This window comes from Pseudomonas asiatica (genome assembly GCF_040214835.1).
Taxonomy (GTDB): Bacteria; Pseudomonadota; Gammaproteobacteria; order Pseudomonadales; family Pseudomonadaceae; genus Aquipseudomonas; species Aquipseudomonas putida_Z.
On sequence record NZ_CP157874.1, the window covers coordinates 1430353 to 1450175 of the forward strand.

Consider the following 19823-nt stretch of genomic DNA (forward strand, 5'->3'; position numbering starts at 1 on the left):
ACAGGCCATATGCAAATCACCCCCTTTCCTGCCATAAAAAACCCAACCGCCGGGATGGCAAATGGCCTACGCTGTGCTTTGTCTGGGTTGATTTGCGCCTTATCTGCTCTGTGACAGGGACTCCATGAAGGGACATCGCACTCTAGAAGCGCCAAAGTTGCTCGGCATCACCTGGCCCTTCATCGCCGTTGTGGTCTTCCAGGTAGCCTTGGGCAGCCTCAGCCTTTATACGCTCTCGGCCGTGCGTGCCTATGTCGCGGGCGAAAGCCTTTGGTCCAAGGCGCAGAAAGACGCCATCTACTACCTCAACCTGTACGCCGAAACCCGCGACGACAGCACCTACCATCGCTATCGCCAGGCCATCACCGTGCCCCAGGGCGACCACCAGCTGCGCGAAGTGCTGGACCAGCCCAGCCCCGACCTGGACGCCGCGCGCCAGGCCGTGCTGCAAGGCGGCAACCACCCCGACGATGTCGAGCGGATCATCTGGTTCTACCGCAACTTCCGCAACGTCAGTTACATGCAGACGGCCATCGACTACTGGGACATCGGCGACGACTACCTGGGCAAGCTGGATATGCTGGCCATGGAAATGCGCAGCAGCTTCGCCGCTGGCCCGGTGGACGCCCGCACGGTCAGCGACTGGAAGGCGCGCATCGTCACCATCAACGAAGGGGTAACCCCGGCCGCCAAGGCGTTCAGCGATGCCTTGGGCGAGGGCTCGCGCATGTTGCTGCGGGTGCTGCTGATCACCAACCTGCTGACCGCGATGTTCCTGATTGCCATTGCCTGGCGCCGCTCCAGCAAGCTGTTGGCCCAGCGCCAGGCCTTTGCCAGTGCCCTGCAGGAAGAAAAGGAGCGGGCGCAGATCACCCTGCAGGCCATTGGCGATGCGGTGATTACCGCTGACGTGGAAGGCAGTATCGGCTACATGAACCCCGCCGCCGAGCAACTGACCCACTGGCAGGCCGGTCATGCCCAGGGCCTGCCGCTTTCGGCGCTGTTCAGCCTGGTGGACGAGCAGGCCGAGGAAGACGGCCGCAGCCTGGTCGAACAGGTGCTCAGCGGCAGCCTCAAGGGTGGCGCCGAGCATGCCCGGCTGATCCAGCGCCTGGACGGTAGCACCGTGTCGGTCAACCTGGTCGGTTCGCCGATCGTCAATGACGGCCAGGTCAGCGGCATCGTGCTGGTGCTGCACGACATGACCCAGGAGCGCCAGTACATCGCCAACCTGTCCTGGCAGGCGACCCACGACGCCCTGACCGGCCTGGCCAACCGCCGCGAGTTCGAATACCGCCTGGAGCAGGCGCTCAATGACCTGGCGCGCCAGGCCGGGCGGCATTCGCTGATGTTCCTCGACCTCGACCAGTTCAAGCTGGTCAACGATACCTGCGGGCATGCCGCTGGCGACGAGCTGCTGCGGCACATCTGCGCCGTGCTGCAGTCCGGCCTGCGCGAGGGCGACACCCTGGCCCGGCTGGGGGGTGACGAATTCGGCGTGCTGCTGGAAAACTGCCCGCCCGATCAGGCCGAGCGCATTGCCGAGCAGCTGCGCCAGCTGGTGCAGAGCCTGCATTTCGTGTGGAAAGGGCGGCCGTTCGTCACCACCGTCAGCGTCGGCCTGGTGCATATGGCCCAGTCCCCCGGCACCCTCGAAACCTCGCTGCGTGCCGCCGACATGGCCTGCTACATGGCCAAGGAAAAGGGCCGCAACCGTGTGCAGGTGTACCATGCCGACGACAGCGAGCTGTCCATGCGCTTTGGCGAAATGGCCTGGATCCAGCGCTTGCACGTGGCCCTGGAAGAAAACCGCTTCTGCCTGTACGCCCAGGAAATCGCCCCGCTGAAAACCTTCGAAGGCCCCGGCCATATCGAGATCCTGCTACGCCTGCACGACGAAAGCGGCCGTACCATCCTGCCCAGCAGCTTCATCCCGGCGGCCGAGCGCTACGGCCTGATGACCGCGCTGGACCGCTGGGTGGTGCGCAATGTGTTCCTGGTCATCCGCCAGTGCCTGGACGAAGGGCGCGAGGGGCCGCTGTCGATCTGTGCGATCAACCTGTCGGGGTCGAGCATTGGCGATGACAAGTTCCTCGAATACCTGCAACGCCTGTTCGTCGAATACGCCATTCCGCCGCGGATGATCTGTTTCGAAATCACCGAAACCAGCGCCATAGCCAACCTTGGCAGCGCCATCCGCTTCATCAACGAGTTGAAAGGGCTGGGTTGTCGCTTCTCGCTCGATGATTTCTGCGCTGGCATGTCGTCGTTCGCCTATCTCAAGCATTTGCCCGTGGATTACCTGAAGATCGACGGTAGTTTCGTCAAGGACATGCTCGACGACCCGGTCAACCGGGCCATGGTCGAGGTCATCAACCACATCGGTCACGTAATGGGCAAGCGCACCATTGCCGAATTCGTCGAAACACCCTTGATCGAGCAGGCCTTGCAGGAAATTGGCGTGGATTACGCCCAGGGCTACCTCATCGAACGCCCCCAGGTGTTCACCTGTGACAGTCTGCAGCGCCAACGGATCGCCGCCCGGCCTCTGTTGCAGCGGGCACCTGGCACGTTTCGCTAGCTAGAAATCACAAGGATCAAGGAGCTGAAAGTGATTGACGCATTCGTTCGTATCGGGCCTTTGATGGATCCCGCCAGCTACCCCCAATGGGCCCAGCAACTGATTGAAGACTGCCGCGAGAGCAAGCGCCGGGTAGTCGAGCATGAGTTCTACGCGCGCCTGCGCGATGGCCAGTTGAAGCAATCGACCATTCGCCAGTACCTGATCGGTGGCTGGCCGGTGGTGGAGCAGTTTTCGCTCTACATGGCTCACAACCTGACCAAGACCCGCTATGGCCGTCACCAGGGCGAAGACATGGCGCGGCGCTGGCTGATGCGCAACATCCGTGTCGAGCTCAACCACGCCGACTACTGGGTGAACTGGTGCCAGGCGCATGGCGTGCACCTGCACGAGCTGCAGGCCCAGGATGTGCCGCCAGAGCTGAACGGCCTGAATGACTGGTGCTGGCGCGTGTGCGCCACCGAGAACCTGGCCATTTCCATGGCGGCGACCAACTACGCCATCGAAGGTGCGACCGGTGAATGGTCGGCGGTGGTGTGCTCCACCGACACCTATGCGCTGGGCTTCCCGGAGGATCAGCGCAAGCGGGCGATGAAGTGGCTGAAGATGCATGCCCAGTATGACGACGCGCACCCGTGGGAGGCGCTGGAGATCATCTGCACCCTGGCCGGCGAGAACCCGACCCAGGGGCTGCGCAATGAACTGCGCAAGGCGATTTGCAAGAGTTATGACTGCATGTACCTGTTCCTGGAGCGGTGCATGCAGCTGGAAGGGCGCCAGCAGGGGCGCATGCGCCCGGTGTTGGCAGCGGGCTGATCGCTCTCCTGTCCCGGCCTCTTCGCGGGTAAACCCGCTCCCACAAGTACTGCGCTGCCCTCATGGGCGGTGAATAACCCTGTGGGAGCGGGTTCACCCGCGAAAGGGCCGGTACAGGCAAAAGCCTTACTGGGCGTTGAACGCCTGCCCATTCACCCCTTTGCTGTCCGGCCCCATCAGGTACAGGTACACCGGCATGATCTCTTCCGGCAGCGGGTTGTTCTGCGGGTTTTCGCTAGGGTAGGCCTGCGCCCGCATCGCCGTGCGCGTGGCGCCCGGGTTGATGCTGTTGGAGCGCACCGGTGCCACGCCTTCCAGTTCATCGGCCAGGGTTTGCATCAGGCCCTCGGTGGCGAACTTGGACACGCCATAGGCGCCCCAGTAGGCCCGGCCCTTGCGCCCGACGCTGCTGCTGGTGAACACCACCGAAGCGTCTTCCGACAGCTTCAGCAGCGGCAGCAGGGTGCTGGTGAGCATGAAGGTGGCATCGACGTTGATGTGCATCACGCGCATGAAGTTGTCACCCGACAGCTGTTCCAGCGGCGTGCGCGGGCCGATGATCGAAGCGTTGTTCAGCAGGCCGTCGAGGCGGCCGAACTGGTCTTCGATCATCACCGCCAGTTCGTCGTACTGGTGGGGCAGGGCGGTTTCCAGGTTGAACGGGATCACCACCGGTTGCGGGTGCCCGGCGGCTTCGATCTGGTCGTAGACCTCGTTCAGGTTGGCCTCGGTCTTGCCCAGCAGCAGCACAGTGGCGCCCAGCGCAGCGTAGGCCTTGGCGGCAGCGGCGCCGATGCCGCGGCCGGCACCGGTAACCAGGATGACCCGGCCTTGCAGCAGGTCGGGGCGGGCGGTGTAGTCGAACATGGTAGGTCCTTCGAGTTCGTTGGCGCGGCACCGTCCCCTGTGGGAGCGGGTTTACCCGCGAATGCGTACTATCAGACGCCGGTGTCGCCTGGGCTGGCGCATTCGCGGGTGAACCCGCTCCCACAGGGGCTGTGCTGCGGTCTAGACGGGGTTCAGCAGCCGCACAGCGCGCTGTCGATCACTTTGCGCAGTTCCAGCGGGTGGTCCACCACCACGTCGGCGCCCCAGTTGTTGGGGTTGTCCTCTGGATGAATATAGCCGTAGCGCACCGCCGCCGTGCGGGTGCCGGCGTCGCGGCCAGACTCGATGTCGCGCAGGTCGTCGCCGACGAACAGCACGCTGGCCGGGTCCAGGCCGAGGGTCTTGCAGGCGAGGATCAGCGGCTCGGGGTCGGGCTTGCTGTTCTTGACATGGTCCGGGCAGATCAGCAGCGCCGAACGCTCGGCCAGGCCCAGTTGCTGCATGATCGGCTCGGCGAAGCGCACCGGCTTGTTGGTGACCACGCCCCACAGCAGGTTGCCTTTCTCGATGTCGGCCAGCAGCTCGGCCATGCCGTCGAACAGCTTGCTGTGCACCGCGCAGTCGCGCTGGTAGCGCTCGAGGAACTCCAGGCGCAGGGCCTCGAAGCCTTCGGCATCCGGGCTCATGGCGAAGGTCGCGGCGACCATCGCCCGGGCGCCGCCCGAGATCACGTCGCGGATCAGCTTGTCATCGACGGCCGGCAGGCCGCGCTCGGCGAGCATGGCCTGGCAGATGGCGATGAAGTCCGGCGCCGTGTCGAGCAAGGTGCCGTCCATGTCGAAGAGTACTGCTTGCAAACGCATGCTTATTCCTCGCGCAGGGTCTGGATCATGTAGTTGACGTCGACGTCGCTACTGAGCTTGTAGTGCTTGGTCAGCGGGTTGTAGGTCAGGCCGATGATGTCCTTCACCTGCAGGCCGGCAACGCGGCTCCAGGCGCCCAGCTCGGACGGGCGGATGAACTTCTTGAAGTCGTGGGTGCCGCGCGGCAGCATCTTCAGGATGTACTCGGCGCCGACGATGGCCAGCAGGTAGGCCTTGGGGTTGCGGTTGATGGTGGAGAAGAACACCTGGCCGCCAGGCTTGACCATGCGGTAGCAGGCGCGGATGACCGAAGACGGGTCGGGCACGTGCTCGAGCATTTCCAGGCAGGTGACCACGTCGAACTGTTCAGGCATTTCCTCGGCCAGGGCTTCGGCGGTGATCTGCCGGTATTCCACCTGGACGCCCGACTCCAGCTGGTGCAGCTGGGCCACGGCCAGTGGCGCTTCGCCCATGTCGATGCCGGTGACCGTGGCGCCGCGCAGGGCCATCGCCTCACTGAGGATGCCGCCGCCGCAACCCACGTCCAGCACTTTCTTGCCGGCGAGGCTGGCGCGCTCGTCGATCCAGTTGACGCGCAGCGGGTTGATTTCGTGCAGCGGCTTGAACTCGCTTTCGCGGTCCCACCAGCGGTGGGCCAGCGCTTCGAACTTGGCGATTTCGGCGCGGTCGACGTTGCTCATTAGAACAGTCCTCTGAAACTTCGCAAAATTGCGCCGGAGTATACCCGAGCGCTCGGCCCCGAGGGTCGCTATAATCGCCGGCTTTTGATATCCGAACGACGGGGAGAGGCGATGCGCGAGCGACTTTTGGCGGCGGAGAAGGTGACCGGGATCCGCTGGCAGGGCGGCGTCTTGCACCTGCTCGACCAGCGCCTGCTGCCGTCGGAAGAGCGCTGGCTGGCCTGCGACAATGTCGCGCAGGTGGCGGCGGCGATCCGCGACATGGCCGTGCGCGGCGCCTCGGCCATCGGCATTGCCGCGGCCTATGGCCTGGTGCTGGCCTTGGAAGAGCGGCTGGCCGAGGGTGGCGACTGGGAAATGGACCTGGAAGAAGACTTCCTTGTCCTGGCTGAAGCGCGCCCTACCGCCGCCAACCTGTTCTGGGCGCTGAACCGCATGCGTGAGCGCCTGCAGCGCCTGCGTCCGGACGAAGGCGTGCTGGCGGCGCTGGAGGCCGAAGCGGTGGCCATTCACGAAAGCGACCGCGAAGCCAACCTGACCATGGCCCAGCACGGTATCGAGCTGATCCGCCGCCACCAGGGCAACGCCCAGGCCCTGCTCACCTACGGCAACGCCGGCGCCCTGGCCTGTGGTGGTTTCGGCACCGCGCTGGGGGTGATCCGCGCTGGTTACCTGGAGGGCATGGTCGAGCGGGTGTATGCCGGCGAGACCCGCCCCTGGCTGCATGGTTCGCGCCTGACTGCCTGGGAGCTGGCCAACGAGGGCATTCCAGTGACCCTGTGCGCCGACTCGGCGCTGGCCCACCTGATGAAGAGCAAGGGCATCACCTGGGTGGTGGTGGGCGCGGACTGCATCGCCGCCAACGGCGACGTGGCCAGCAAGATCGGCACCTACCAGCTGGCGGTCAGCGCCATGCACCACGGCGTACGTTTCATGGTGGTGGCGCCGAGCACCAGCATCGACCTGAACCTGGCCACGGGCGAGGACATCCCGCTGGAAGAGCGCGCTGCCGACGAGTTGCTGGACATTGGCGGCACCCGCGTGGCGCCGGATGTCGAGGTGTTCAACCCGGTGTTCGACGTGACCCCGGCGGACTTGATCGACGTGATCGTGACCGAGCGCGGCATCGTCGAGCGGCCGGATGCCGCCAAACTGGCACAATTGATCTGCCGCAAGCGCCTGCATTGATATTCGTGGCGCCTATGCCGGCCTCTTCGCGGGTAAACCCGCTCCCACAGGGATAGCACAAGGCCTGAGGGCGGTGGTGTACCTGTGGGAGCGGGTTTACCCGCGAAGAGGCCGGCACAGGCTATAAAAAATCCAGATTCAACCTCGTGTGAGGCCACCTGCCACATCTCCCCACCGCCCCTGCCTTTGTGATAACATCCGGCAGTTTCCAAGACCGCCCACCACGGCGGCCTTCATTGCGCAGATCCATGGCACAACTCATTGATTTGTCGTAAGTCGTCGCACCCTTATGCGCTGCGGCGGCGAGCTTCGTTCGGCCCTTGATGGAGCTGCGAAGTTTCACCAGAAAAAGGAATCAGGCTTCTCATGGGCGAACTGGCCAAAGAAATCCTCCCGGTCAATATCGAAGACGAACTGAGACAGTCTTACCTCGACTACGCGATGAGCGTGATTGTCGGGCGAGCGCTGCCCGATGCGCGTGACGGCTTGAAGCCCGTGCATCGTCGCGTTCTCTATGCGATGAGCGAACTGGGCAACGACTGGAACAAGCCGTACAAGAAATCCGCCCGTGTGGTCGGTGACGTGATCGGTAAGTACCACCCGCACGGCGACACTGCGGTCTACGACACCATCGTGCGTATGGCCCAGCCGTTCTCGCTGCGCTACCTGCTGGTCGACGGCCAGGGCAACTTCGGTTCGGTGGACGGCGACAACGCCGCAGCCATGCGATACACCGAAGTGCGCATGGCCAAGCTGGCCCACGAGCTGCTGGCCGACCTGCACAAGGAGACCGTCGACTGGGTGCCCAACTACGACGGCACCGAGCAGATCCCGGCAGTCATGCCGACCCGTATTCCCAACCTGCTGGTCAACGGCTCCAGCGGTATCGCCGTGGGCATGGCGACCAACATCCCGCCGCACAACCTCGGCGAGGTCATCGATGGCTGCCTGGCACTCATCGACAACCCCGACGTCACCATCGATGAGCTGATGCAGCACATCCCTGGCCCGGACTTCCCGACTGCCGGCCTGATCAACGGCCGCCAGGGCATCATCGAGGCCTATCGTACCGGTCGTGGTCGCATCTACATGCGTGCCCGCTCCGAGATCGAAGACATCGACAAGGTCGGTGGCCGCCAGCAGATCGTGGTTACCGAGCTGCCGTACCAGCTGAACAAGGCTCGCCTGATCGAGAAGATCGCCGAGCTGGTCAAAGAGAAGAAGATCGAAGGCATCACCGAGCTGCGCGACGAATCCGACAAGGACGGCATGCGCATCGTCATCGAGCTGCGTCGCGGCGAGGTGCCGGAGGTGGTGCTCAACAACCTCTACCAGCAAACCCAGCTGCAGAGCGTATTCGGCATCAACGTGGTGGCCCTGGTCGACGGCCGTCCGCGCCTGCTCAACCTCAAGGACCTGCTCGAAGCGTTCGTGCGTCACCGCCGTGAAGTGGTGACCCGCCGTACCGTGTTCGAGCTGCGCAAGGCCCGCGAACGCGGCCATATCCTTGAAGGCCAGGCGGTCGCGCTGTCCAACATCGATCCGGTCATCGCCCTGATCAAGGCCTCGCCGACCCCGTCCGAAGCCAAGGAAGCCCTGATCTCCACTGCCTGGGAATCCAGTGCCGTGCAGGTCATGGTCGAGCGCGCCGGCGCCGACTCCTGCCGCCCCGAGGACCTGCCGGAGCAGTACGGCCTGCGTGAAGGCAAGTACTACCTGTCGCCGGAACAGGCCCAGGCCATTCTCGACCTGCGCCTGCACCGCCTGACCGGCCTGGAGCACGAGAAGCTGCTGGCCGAGTACCAGGAAATCCTCGAGCAGATCGGCGAGCTGATCCGCATCCTCAGCAGCGCCGAGCGCCTGATGGAAGTGATCCGCGAAGAGCTGGAAGCCATCCGCGCCGAATATGGCGATGCCCGCCGTACCGAAATCCTCGATGCGCGCCACGACCTCAACTACGGCGACATGATCCCGGAAGAAGAGCGCGTGGTGACCATCTCCCACGGCGGCTACGCCAAGACCCAGCCGCTGTCCGCCTACCAGGCCCAGCGCCGTGGCGGCAAAGGCAAGTCGGCTACCGGGGTGAAGGACGAGGACTACGTCGAGCACCTGCTGGTTGCCAACAGCCATGCCACCCTGCTGCTGTTCTCCAGCAAGGGCAAGGTGTACTGGCTGAAGACCTACGACATCCCTGAAGCGTCCCGCGCCGCCCGCGGCCGCCCGCTGGTCAACCTGTTGCCGCTGGAGGAAGGTGAGCGCATCACCGCCATGCTGCAGATCGACCTCGAGGCCCTGCAGCAGAACGCTGACGCCGACGAAGAGCTGGAGGACGCGGAAGACACCGTGCTCGAAGGCGAAGTGGTCGAGGCCGAGGAAGTGGACGAGGAAGACGGCGACACCCCTGAGTGGGTGGCCGAGCCGACCGGCGCCTACATCTTCATGGCCACCGCTTCGGGTACCGTGAAGAAGACCCCGCTGGTGCAGTTCGCCCGTCCGCGCTCCAACGGCCTGATCGCCCTGAAGCTGAAGGAAGGTGACACCCTGATCGCCGCGGCCATCACCGACGGTGCCAAGGAAGTCATGATGTTCTCCGACGCCGGCAAGGTGATCCGCTTCGCTGAAAGCGTGGTGCGCGAGATGGGTCGTAACGCCCGTGGCGTGCGCGGCATGAAGCTGGGCAAGGGCCAGCAGATCATCTCCATGCTGATCCCGGAATCCGGCGCGCAGATCCTCACCGCCTCCGAGCGTGGCTTCGGCAAGCGCACACCGCTGTCCAAGTTCCCGCGTCGCGGCCGTGGTGGCCAGGGCGTGATCGCCATGGGCACCAAGGGGCGCAACGGCCTGCTGATCGGCGCCATCCAGGTGCAGGAAGGCGAAGAGATCATGCTGATCTCCGACCAGGGCACGCTGGTGCGTACCCGCGTTGGCGAAGTGTCCAGCCTGGGTCGTAACACCCAGGGCGTGACCTTGATCAAGCTGGCTACCGACGAGACACTGGTGGGCCTGGAGCGCATCCAGGAGCCTTCCGAGGACGAACTCGATGATGTGATCGAGACGGACGAAGAGGGCGTCGAGGCTGAAGCGCCAGACAACGAAGAAGCTGCTGGTGCCGAAGAGGCCCCGCAGGAGTAAGCAAGCGTAAAACCCGAACGGGGCGACCAAGGTCGCCCCGTTTGACTGATTACAGCAGGCAATACTGAACCTCCCTTTGGTGGGGCGAGCTTTTTGTAGGAGCGGCCTTGTGTCGCGAAAGGGCTGCACAGCAGCCCCAGGATTTCAGCGGCGCTGCAAAAAGCTGGGGGCCGCTTTGCGGCCCTATCGCGACACAAGGCCGCTCCTACAAAGAGCAGTGAGTGGCCTGCAAGAAACGATTTTGTACCATTTGGCAGAGCGAGAGTGGATGTGAGCAAACGAGCCTTTAACTTCTGCGCAGGCCCTGCCGCGCTTCCTGACGCTGTTCTGCAGCGCGCCCAGGCCGAGATGCTGGATTGGCGTGGCAAGGGCTTGTCGGTGATGGAAATGAGCCATCGCAGCGACGATTACGTGGCCATCGCCGAAAAGGCCGAGCAGGACCTGCGTGACCTGCTGTCCGTCCCCTCCAACTACAAGGTGCTGTTCCTGCAGGGCGGCGCCAGCCAGCAGTTCGCCGAAATCCCGCTGAACCTGCTGCCGGAAAACGGCACCGCCGACTACATCGAAACCGGCATCTGGTCGAAAAAGGCCATCGAGGAAGGGCGCCGCTTCGGCAACGTCAACGTCGCCGCCAGCGCCAAGCCCTACGATTACCTGGCCATCCCGGGCCAGAACGAGTGGAAGCTGACCAAGAACGCTGTCTACGTGCACTATGCGTCCAACGAGACCATCGGTGGCCTGCAGTTCGACTGGGTGCCGGAAACCGGTGACGTACCGCTGGTGGTCGACATGTCGTCCGACATTCTCTCGCGCCCGATCGACGTGTCGCAGTACGGCCTGATCTACGCCGGCGCGCAGAAGAACATCGGCCCGAGCGGCCTGGTAGTGGTGATCGTGCGCGAAGACCTGCTGGGCCGCGCCCGCAGCAGCTGCCCGACCATGCTCGACTACAAGGTCTCGGCCGACAACGGCTCGATGTACAACACCCCGGCCACCTACTCCTGGTACCTCTCGGGCCTGGTGTTCGAATGGCTGAAAGAGCAGGGTGGCGTCGATGCCATGGAGCAGCGCAACCGTGCCAAGAAAGACCGCCTGTACGGTTTCATCGACAGCAGCGAGTTCTACACCAACCCGATCAGCCACAATGCCCGTTCGTGGATGAACGTGCCGTTCCGCCTGGCTGACGAGCGCCTGGACAAGGCCTTCCTCGCCGGCGCCGATGCCCGTGGCCTGCTCAACCTCAAGGGCCACCGTTCGGTAGGCGGCATGCGCGCCTCCATCTACAACGCCCTGGGTCTTGAAGCAGTCGAAGCCCTGGTGGCCTACATGACCGAATTCGAGAAGGAGCACGGCTGATGTCCGAGCACGAACTGAAGGCGCTGCGCGTTCGCATCGACAGCCTCGACGAGAAGATCCTCGAGCTGATCAGCGAGCGCGCCCGTTGCGCCCAGGAAGTGGCCAAGGTCAAGACCGCCTCGTTGGCGGAAGGCGAAAAGCCGGTGTTCTACCGCCCCGAGCGTGAAGCAGCCGTGCTCAAGCGCGTGATGGAGCGCAACAAGGGCCCGCTGGACAACGAAGAGATGGCGCGGCTGTTCCGCGAAATCATGTCGTCGTGCCTGGCCCTGGAAGAGCCGCTGAAAATCGCCTACCTCGGCCCTGAAGGCACCTTCACCCAGGCCGCGGCCATGAAGCACTTCGGCCACGCGGTGATCAGCCGGCCGATGGCGGCCATCGACGAAGTGTTCCGCGAAGTGGCGGCCGGTGCCGTCAACTTCGGCGTGGTACCGGTGGAAAACTCCACCGAAGGCGCGGTCAGCCACACCCTGGACAGCTTCCTCGAGCACGACATGGTGATTTGCGGCGAGGTCGAGCTGCGCATCCACCACCACCTGCTGGTGGGCGAGAACACCAAGACCGACAGCATCACCCGCATCTACTCCCACGCCCAGTCGCTGGCCCAGTGCCGCAAGTGGCTGGACGCGCACTACCCGAACGTGGAGCGCGTGGCCGTGTCGAGCAATGCCGAGGCGGCCAAGCGGGTCAAGGGCGAGTGGAACTCGGCGGCGATCGCCGGCGACATGGCGGCCAACCTGTACGGTTTGACCCGCCTGGCCGAAAAGATCGAAGACCGCCCGGACAACTCCACGCGCTTCCTGATGATCGGCAGCCAGGAAGTGCCGCCGACCGGCGACGACAAGACCTCGATCATCGTTTCGATGAGCAACAAGCCGGGTGCCTTGCACGAGCTGCTGGTACCGTTCCACCAGAACGGCATCGACCTGACTCGCATCGAGACCCGCCCATCGCGCAGCGGCAAGTGGACCTACGTGTTCTTCATCGACTTCGTCGGCCACCACCGCGACCCGCTGATCAAGGCGGTGCTCGAGCAGATCAGCCAGGAGGCTGTGGCGCTGAAGGTGCTGGGTTCGTATCCGAAGGCGGTGCTTTGATTTGAGATGGTTGGGGCCGCTTCGCGCCCCGTCGCGACACAAGGCCGCTCCTACAGGTATTGTGCAGGCCTCGAAACTGTACTGGCCCCTGTAGGAGCGGCCTTGTGTCGCGATGGGCTGCAAGGCAGCCCCAATGGCCCTCACAGGCTGTCTAGATTTCTGAACAGGGTTCGCACCAGTGGTAAATGCAGCAAAAACCAAACCCGCACCAATCATCAACCGCCTGGTCGTGGTCGGCCTCGGCCTGATCGGTGGCTCGTTCGCCAAGGGCCTGCGTGAAAGCGGCCTGTGCCGCGAAGTGGTCGGTGTCGACCTGGACGCGCCCTCGCGCAAGCAGGCCGTGGCCCTGGGCGTGGTCGACCGCTGCGAAGAAGACCTCGCTGCAGCCTGTGTCGGTGCCGATGTCATCCAGCTGGCCGTGCCGATCCTGGCCATGGAAAAACTGCTGGCCCGCCTGGCCCAGCTCGACCTTGGCGATGCTGTCATCACCGACGTCGGCAGCGCCAAGGGCAACGTAGTGCGCGCCGCGCGGGAAGTGTTTGGGGGGCGCCTGCCGCGCTTCGTCCCCGGCCACCCCATCGCCGGCTCCGAGCAGAGCGGGGTAGAGGCCTCCAACGCCACCCTGTTCCGTCGGCACAAGGTCATCCTCACGCCGCTGGCCGAAACCGACCCGGCCGCCCTGGCCCTGGTCGACCGCCTGTGGCGCGAGCTGGGCGCCGATGTGGAGCACATGTCGGTCGAACGCCACGACGAAGTGCTTGCCGCCACCAGCCACCTGCCGCATCTGCTGGCCTTCGGCCTGGTCGATTCACTGGCCAAGCGCAATGAAAACCTCGAAATCTTCCGGTACGCTGCGGGAGGCTTCCGCGATTTCACGAGAATCGCCGGCAGCGACCCGACCATGTGGCACGACATCTTTCTCGCCAACCGCGACGCTGTCCTGCGCACGCTTGATACATATCGCAGCGATCTCGACGCCTTGCGCGACGCGATCGCTGAAGGGGACGGGCACCAGCTGCTGGGTGTATTCACCCGCGCACGCGTTGCCCGCGAGCATTTCAGTAAAATCCTGGCCCGCCGGGCCTATGTGGACGCTATGAACGCCAACGATCTGATTTTCCTGGCCCAACCGGGTGGCCGCCTGTCAGGGCGAATCCGCGTACCGGGCGACAAGTCGATTTCCCACCGCTCGATCATGCTCGGCTCGCTGGCCGAAGGCACCACCGAGGTCGAAGGCTTCCTCGAGGGTGAGGACGCGCTGGCGACCCTGCAGGCATTCCGTGACATGGGTGTGGTCATCGAAGGCCCGAACCACGGTCGCGTGACCATTCACGGTGTCGGCCTGCACGGCCTCAAGCCACCACCCGGGCCGCTGTATGTGGGCAACTCGGGTACCTCGATGCGCCTGCTTTCGGGCCTGCTGGCCGGCCAGCCGTTCGACGTGACCATGACCGGCGACGCTTCGCTGTCCAAGCGCCCTATGAACCGTGTGGCCAACCCGCTGCGCGAAATGGGTGCCGTGGTCGAGACCGGCCCTGAGGGCCGCCCGCCGCTGACCATCCGCGGTGGCCACAAGCTCAAGGCGCTGACCTACACGCTGCCGATGGCCAGTGCCCAGGTCAAATCCTGCCTGCTGCTGGCCGGCCTGTACGCCGAAGGCAAGACCACCGTCACCGAGCCTGCGCCAACCCGTGACCACACCGAGCGCATGCTGCGCGGCTTCGGCTACAGCGTCGACAGCAACGGCCCGGTGGCCTCGCTGCAGTCCGGCGGCAAGCTCACTGCCACCCGTATCGAAGTGCCGGCCGACATTTCCTCGGCGGCGTTCTTCCTGGTGGCGGCGTCCATCGCCGAAGGCTCCGAACTGGTGCTGGAGCACGTTGGCATCAACCCGACCCGTACCGGCGTGATCGACATCCTGCGCCTGATGGGCGGCGACATCACCCTGGAAAACCAGCGTGAAGTCGGCGGCGAGCCGGTGGCCGACCTGCGTGTGCGTGGTGCCAAGCTGAAGGGTATCGACATCCCTGAAGAGCTGGTGCCACTGGCCATCGACGAGTTCCCGGTGTTGTTCGTCGCCGCTGCCTGTGCCGAAGGGCGTACCGTGCTGCGTGGTGCCGAAGAGCTGCGTGTGAAGGAATCCGACCGTATCCAGGTCATGGCCGACGGCCTGATCACCCTGGGCATCAAGTGCGAGCCGACCCCGGACGGCATCATCATCGACGGCGGCCAGTTGGGTGGCGGCGAAGTGCATGGCCACGGTGACCACCGTATCGCCATGGCCTTCAGCGTTGCCTCGCTGCGCGCCAGCGCACCGATCCGCATCCACGATTGCGCCAACGTCGCCACCTCGTTCCCCAACTTCCTGGCGCTGTGCGCCGAAGTGGGCATCCGCGTGGCGGAAGAGGGCAAGTCGTGAGTGCCCTGGCGCCAGTCATCACCATCGACGGGCCAAGCGGTTCGGGCAAGGGTACGGTCGCCGGGCTGCTGGCCCGCGAGCTGGGCTGGAAGTTGCTGGACTCTGGCGCGCTGTACCGTCTGCTGGCGTTCAACGCCAGCAACCACGGCGTCGACCTGACCAACGAAGAGTTGCTGACCAAGCTTGCCGCCCATCTGGATGTGCAGTTCATCGCCGCCGAGCCCGGTAAGCTGCAACAGATCATCCTCGAGGGCGAGGACGTCAGCAACGTCATCCGCACCGAAACCGTCGGCGCCGGTGCCTCGATGGTTGCTTCGCTGCCGGCCGTGCGTGATGCGCTGCTGGTGCGCCAGCGCGAATTCCGCGAGGCGCCGGGCCTGATCGCCGACGGTCGCGACATGGGCACCGTGGTGTTCCCGGACGCGCCGTTGAAAGTCTTCCTCACCGCCAGCGCGGAGGAGCGGGCGCGTCGCCGCTACCTGCAGTTGAAGGGCAAGGGTGAAGATGTTAGTCTGTCGAGTCTGCTGGATGAGATTCGTGCGCGTGATGAGCGCGACACCCAACGTGCAGTGGCCCCGCTGAAGCCAGCGGTCGATGCCATTCAGTTGGACTCTACCGAGTTGTCCATCGAGCAGGTGTTGCAACGTATCAGGAGCGAGATCGCACTGCGCGACCTTCTCTGATAGCCAGGAAAGCAGGCAGGGGCACCAGTCAACGTCCTGCCGGCTTTCCTTTACTTAAAACAAACCCACATTGTCTGGAATGTGGCTATGGGCGTCTGTTTCGCCCGAATCTACAGGAATTAAAATGAGCGAAAGCTTTGCAGAACTCTTTGAAGAAAGCCTGAAAACCCTCAATCTTCAGCCGGGTGCCATCATCACCGGTATCGTTGTCGACATCGACGGCGACTGGGTTACCGTACACGCTGGCCTGAAGTCCGAGGGCGTCATCCCGCTCGAGCAGTTCTACAACGAAGCTGGCGAGCTGACCATCAAGGTCGGTGACGAAGTTCACGTTGCGCTGGACGCGGTCGAAGACGGCTTTGGCGAAACCAAACTGTCCCGTGAAAAAGCCAAGCGCGCCGAGTGCTGGATTGTTCTGGAAGCAGCTTTCGCCGCCGAAGAAGTGGTCAAGGGCGTTATCAACGGTAAGGTTAAGGGCGGCTTCACTGTCGACGTTAACGGCATCCGTGCGTTCCTGCCGGGCTCCCTGGTTGATGTCCGCCCTGTGCGCGACACCACCCACCTGGAAGGCAAAGAGCTGGAATTCAAGGTCATCAAGCTGGACCAGAAGCGCAACAACGTTGTCGTTTCCCGTCGCAGCGTGCTGGAAGCCGAGAACAGCGCCGAGCGCGAAGCCCTGCTGGAAACCCTGCAGGAAGGCCAACAGGTCAAGGGTATCGTCAAGAACCTCACCGACTACGGCGCCTTCGTGGACCTGGGCGGTATCGACGGCCTGCTGCACATCACCGACATGGCTTGGAAGCGCATCAAGCACCCATCGGAAATCGTTAACGTTGGCGACGAAGTCGACGTACGCGTTCTGAAGTTCGACCGTGAGCGCAACCGCGTTTCGCTGGGTCTGAAGCAGATGGGCGAAGATCCGTGGGTAGCTATCACTGCCCGTTACCCAGAAGGTACTCGCGTACAGGCTCGCGTTACCAACCTGACCGACTACGGCTGCTTCGCTGAGCTGGAAGAAGGCGTTGAAGGTCTGGTACACGTTTCCGAAATGGACTGGACCAACAAGAACATCCACCCGTCGAAAGTCGTTCAGGTTGGCGACGAAGTGGAAGTCATGGTTCTGGACATCGACGAAGAGCGTCGTCGTATCTCCCTGGGCATCAAGCAGTGCAAGTCCAACCCATGGGAAGACTTCTCCGGCCAGTTCAACAAGGGTGACAAGATCACCGGTACCATCAAGTCGATCACCGACTTCGGTATCTTCATCGGCCTGGACGGCGGCATCGACGGTCTGGTTCACCTGTCCGACATCTCCTGGAACGAAACCGGCGAAGAAGCCGTGCGTCGTTTCAAGAAGGGCGACGAGCTGGAAACCGTCATCCTGTCGGTCGACCCAGAGCGCGAGCGCATCTCCCTGGGCATCAAGCAGCTGGAAGACGATCCATTCTCCAACTTCGTTGCTGTCAATGACAAGGGCGCTATCGTCAAGGGCATCGTGAAAGAAGTTGACGCCAAAGGCGCCATCGTCACTCTGGCCGACGACATCGAAGCTACTCTGAAAGCTTCCGAAATCAGCCGTGACCGCGTTGAAGACGCGCGTAACGTCCTGAAGGAAGGCGAAGAGATCGAAGCCAAGATCATCAGCGTTGACCGCAAGTCCCGCGTTATCAGCCTGTCCATCAAGTCGAAGGACGATGCTGAAGAGCGCGAAGCCATCCAGAGCCTGAAAAACGCTCCGGAAGCGGCTGCCGACACCACCATGGCTGCGCTGCTGCGCGAAGCAATGGCCAAGCAGAACTGAGTTCTGTTTGATCGGTAAAAAAGGGCGACCCTCGGGTCGCCCTTTTTTTATGTCGGAAATGGTCCATATCGGAGGTGGATGATGTTGATGTTTGGCGACGTCATGAAAGGTCGCGGGCGTTATAACAATTTCCTGGTCATCAGGTTGCTGGCGGCAACCGCTGTGGTAGTTGGGCATTCCTTTGCGTTGTCCTACCTGGAGTGCCTGAGTTGTGCCGACCCGGCGTTGCTGCTGGGTATGCCGGTGCCGGTTCACAGCCTGGGCGTTGAAGTGTTCTTCATGGTCAGCGGGTTCTTGATCGCTGCCAGTGGTGAGCGCAATGGTGCACGGGATTTCTACCTGGCGCGCGCACTGAGGATCTTGCCTGGTTTGCTGGTGTGTCTGCTGCTCATGGCCTTTGTGCTGGGGCCAGTGGTTACCTCGTTGCCGCTTGCCGAGTATTTCTCGAAAGGCCAGGTTTACAAGTACGTCTACAGCCCGCTGTTGATATTCAAGGATGCCCAGTTCGTGCTGCCCGGCGTGAGTTTTACTCCGAGGTTTCATGGGGTTTCGGTCAATGGCAGTTTGTGGACCATTCCGCTGGAAATGCGCATGTACCTGGTGCTGGGGGTATTGGTGCTGGTGGCCAGGGTTTGTCGATGGCCGATGGCAGGGCTGACGCTGGCGGCGCTGGTGATTGCGCTGGGGCTGCATACCCTGCATCCGGCTTATGGGGAGTACCCATTCAAGTTGGTGGTGTGTTTCCTGGCGGGTTCGGCGTTCTATTCGTGCCGGGCGGTGATCCCGCATGGGTGGTGGCTGCTGCTTGCCTGCGCCGGATTGTTCTTGCTGAGCAAGGGTGGGCGCTTCGAGGTGTTTACCTGCGCCATCCTGACGCTTTACGGCACGTTGTACTTTGCTTACTGCCCGCAGGTGAAGCTGCCTTCGTTGGTGCAGGATTACTCGTACGGTATCTACCTGTATGCATTTCCGATCCAGCAAGTGTTGGCGGGGGCCATGCCATGGGCCGGTCCCTACTGGTTGATGTTGGCTGCGGTGCCGGCGTCGTGGTTTGCGGGCTATGTTTCGTGGGAGCTGGTAGAGAAGCCTGCCTTGGCGATGCGCAAACGCTTTTCCCGAGCGGGTTCCCGGCAGCAATTGGCATAGGCGTCCGGGTTCCAGCAGCTGGCGTGTCCGCCCCCCCCCTCAGTGGGATAATGGTGTGTCCACCTCTCCGGAAACTGGCGCGATCCCTCTGTGGAAGCGGGTTCACCCGCGAACACCGGCGTAGCCGGTGCCATCCATGGCATCGCCCGCTCTTACAGAAGGTGGTGTAGCCTTCAAGGCATGTGCTGCCTCAGTGGTATTACGGTGTGCCCAACTCTCCAGAAACTGGCGCGATCCCCTGTGGTAGCGGACATGCCCGCGAAGCAGGCGACGCGATGGATGGCACCGGCTACGCCGGTGTTCGCGGGTGAACCCGCTCCCACAGAGGGTGGTGTGGCCTTCAAGGCATGTGCTGCCTCAGTGGTATATCGGTGTGCCCCACCTTTCCGGAAGCTGGCGCGATCCCCTGTGGGGGCTGGCTTGCCGGCGATGAGGACGGGCCTGCCAGGCGCCGCCAGCTAGACCATCCCTGTAAAACTTCAATCTTGAATTTTTTTATTAAGTCAAGAACCACCCTGTTCAAATCCCTCCCAGCGTGCTACAAACTGGTTAAGCAATGATCTAGCTGCTTGATAACGAAGGGAAAAATATGACGAAGTCGGAGCTGATCGAACGTATTGTCACCCATCAGGGGCTGCTCTCGTCCAAGGACGTGGAGCTGGCCATCAAGACCATGCTTGAGCAGATGTCACAATGCCTTGCCACTGGCGATCGCATCGAGATCCGCGGTTTTGGCAGCTTCTCGCTGCACTATCGCGCCCCTCGCGTAGGCCGTAACCCGAAGACCGGCCAGTCGGTCAGCCTCGAAGGCAAGTTCGTGCCGCACTTCAAGCCTGGCAAGGAGTTGCGCGATCGGGTCAATGAAGAAGAACATGAGGCCCACACCTGATTCCACAAGGAGCAATCTGATGCGTAACCTCAAGCGCGCCCTGGCGGCGGTGTTCGTGCTGCTGTTGGCGGCTGTGGTGCTGTTCTTCGTGCTGGAGAACCAGCAAACCGTCTCGTTGGTCCTGTTCGGTTGGGCAGCCCCGGCCGTGCCAGTCGCCGTGCTGGTCCTGGCCGCCCTGGTCATTGGCCTGGCAGTCGGGCCGCTGCTGGGTGCCTACGGCGTGCAGCGCAGCAAGCGCAAGATCAGGGCTTCTGCCCGCCAGGCAGCACTGAACGGTAACTAAGGATATTTCCTACAACTGTTTGGGAAAGTCTCACCTATGCCTG

General features: G+C 63.1%; 15 protein-coding genes. 12 read left to right on the forward strand and 3 right to left on the reverse strand.

The features are described 5' to 3' along the window. Nucleotides 1–124: 124 nt before the first annotated feature. Entirely contained in the window at nucleotides 125–2581 is a 2457-nt protein-coding gene (locus ABNP31_RS06575) for an EAL domain-containing protein (protein ID WP_085617668.1), read from the forward strand. 30 nt (nucleotides 2582–2611) lie between these two features. Then, entirely contained in the window at nucleotides 2612–3397 is a 786-nt protein-coding gene (locus tag ABNP31_RS06580) for a TenA family transcriptional regulator (protein ID WP_075044056.1), read from the forward strand. A gap of 126 nt (nucleotides 3398–3523) precedes the next feature. Here ABNP31_RS06580 and ABNP31_RS06585 read toward each other — a convergent pair whose 3' ends face one another. The 3 genes from ABNP31_RS06585 to ubiG all read right to left on the reverse strand — a co-directional run bounded on the left by ABNP31_RS06585 (nucleotide 3524) and on the right by ubiG (nucleotide 5789). After that, a complete protein-coding gene (locus tag ABNP31_RS06585; protein WP_025338096.1) occupies nucleotides 3524–4264 on the reverse strand; it encodes a YciK family oxidoreductase in 741 nt (246 codons plus the stop codon). Between the two features lie 152 nt (nucleotides 4265–4416). Further along, the gene (gene mupP, locus ABNP31_RS06590) at nucleotides 4417–5088 is read right to left on the reverse strand and encodes an N-acetylmuramic acid 6-phosphate phosphatase MupP (RefSeq protein ID WP_085617670.1); all 672 of its coding nucleotides are present in this window, start codon (nucleotides 5086–5088) and stop codon (nucleotides 4417–4419) included. A 2-nt stretch (nucleotides 5089–5090) separates the two neighbouring features. Then, nucleotides 5091–5789, reverse strand: a complete 699-nt coding sequence (ubiG, locus tag ABNP31_RS06595) for a bifunctional 2-polyprenyl-6-hydroxyphenol methylase/3-demethylubiquinol 3-O-methyltransferase UbiG (RefSeq protein WP_025338098.1) — start codon at nucleotides 5787–5789, stop codon at nucleotides 5091–5093. A 111-nt stretch (nucleotides 5790–5900) separates the two neighbouring features. On the opposite strand from ubiG, the gene mtnA reads away from it, so the two are divergent. The 10 genes from mtnA to ABNP31_RS06645 all read left to right on the forward strand — a co-directional run bounded on the left by mtnA (nucleotide 5901) and on the right by ABNP31_RS06645 (nucleotide 19780). Next, complete coding sequence (gene mtnA, locus ABNP31_RS06600; protein ID WP_085665329.1) at nucleotides 5901–6977, forward strand: S-methyl-5-thioribose-1-phosphate isomerase; 1077 nt, start codon at nucleotides 5901–5903, stop codon at nucleotides 6975–6977. A 366-nt stretch (nucleotides 6978–7343) separates the two neighbouring features. Then, the gene (gene gyrA, locus ABNP31_RS06605; RefSeq protein WP_238067382.1) at nucleotides 7344–10109 is read left to right on the forward strand and encodes a DNA gyrase subunit A; all 2766 of its coding nucleotides are present in this window, start codon (nucleotides 7344–7346) and stop codon (nucleotides 10107–10109) included. Between the two features lie 270 nt (nucleotides 10110–10379). Next, nucleotides 10380–11465, forward strand: a complete 1086-nt coding sequence (serC, locus tag ABNP31_RS06610; protein ID WP_350013107.1) for a 3-phosphoserine/phosphohydroxythreonine transaminase — start codon at nucleotides 10380–10382, stop codon at nucleotides 11463–11465. Further along, complete coding sequence (pheA, locus tag ABNP31_RS06615) at nucleotides 11465–12559, forward strand: prephenate dehydratase (RefSeq protein ID WP_025338102.1); 1095 nt, start codon at nucleotides 11465–11467, stop codon at nucleotides 12557–12559. Before serC ends, pheA begins: the two co-directional genes overlap by 1 nt. A 211-nt stretch (nucleotides 12560–12770) precedes the next feature. Then, nucleotides 12771–14978 carry a bifunctional prephenate dehydrogenase/3-phosphoshikimate 1-carboxyvinyltransferase gene (locus ABNP31_RS06620; protein ID WP_238067670.1) on the forward strand — a complete coding sequence of 736 codons (2208 nt, stop codon included), beginning with the start codon at nucleotides 12771–12773 and terminating at the stop codon, nucleotides 14976–14978. Then, complete coding sequence (cmk, locus tag ABNP31_RS06625) at nucleotides 14975–15661, forward strand: (d)CMP kinase (RefSeq protein WP_085589994.1); 687 nt, start codon at nucleotides 14975–14977, stop codon at nucleotides 15659–15661. Before ABNP31_RS06620 ends, cmk begins: the two co-directional genes overlap by 4 nt. Nucleotides 15662–15785: 124 nt before the next feature. After that, nucleotides 15786–17462, forward strand: coding sequence for a 30S ribosomal protein S1 (gene rpsA, locus ABNP31_RS06630; protein ID WP_003252673.1), 1677 nt, complete (start codon nucleotides 15786–15788; stop codon nucleotides 17460–17462). Between the two features lie 87 nt (nucleotides 17463–17549). Next, nucleotides 17550–18608, forward strand: a complete 1059-nt coding sequence (locus ABNP31_RS06635; RefSeq protein ID WP_350013108.1) for an acyltransferase family protein — start codon at nucleotides 17550–17552, stop codon at nucleotides 18606–18608. 589 nt (nucleotides 18609–19197) lie between these two features. After that, entirely contained in the window at nucleotides 19198–19497 is a 300-nt protein-coding gene (gene ihfB / locus ABNP31_RS06640; protein WP_013971456.1) for an integration host factor subunit beta, read from the forward strand. Nucleotides 19498–19516: 19 nt separating this feature from the next. Continuing rightward, entirely contained in the window at nucleotides 19517–19780 is a 264-nt protein-coding gene (locus tag ABNP31_RS06645; RefSeq protein WP_085617676.1) for a lipopolysaccharide assembly protein LapA domain-containing protein, read from the forward strand. The last annotated feature ends 43 nt before the right edge of the window (nucleotides 19781–19823 follow it).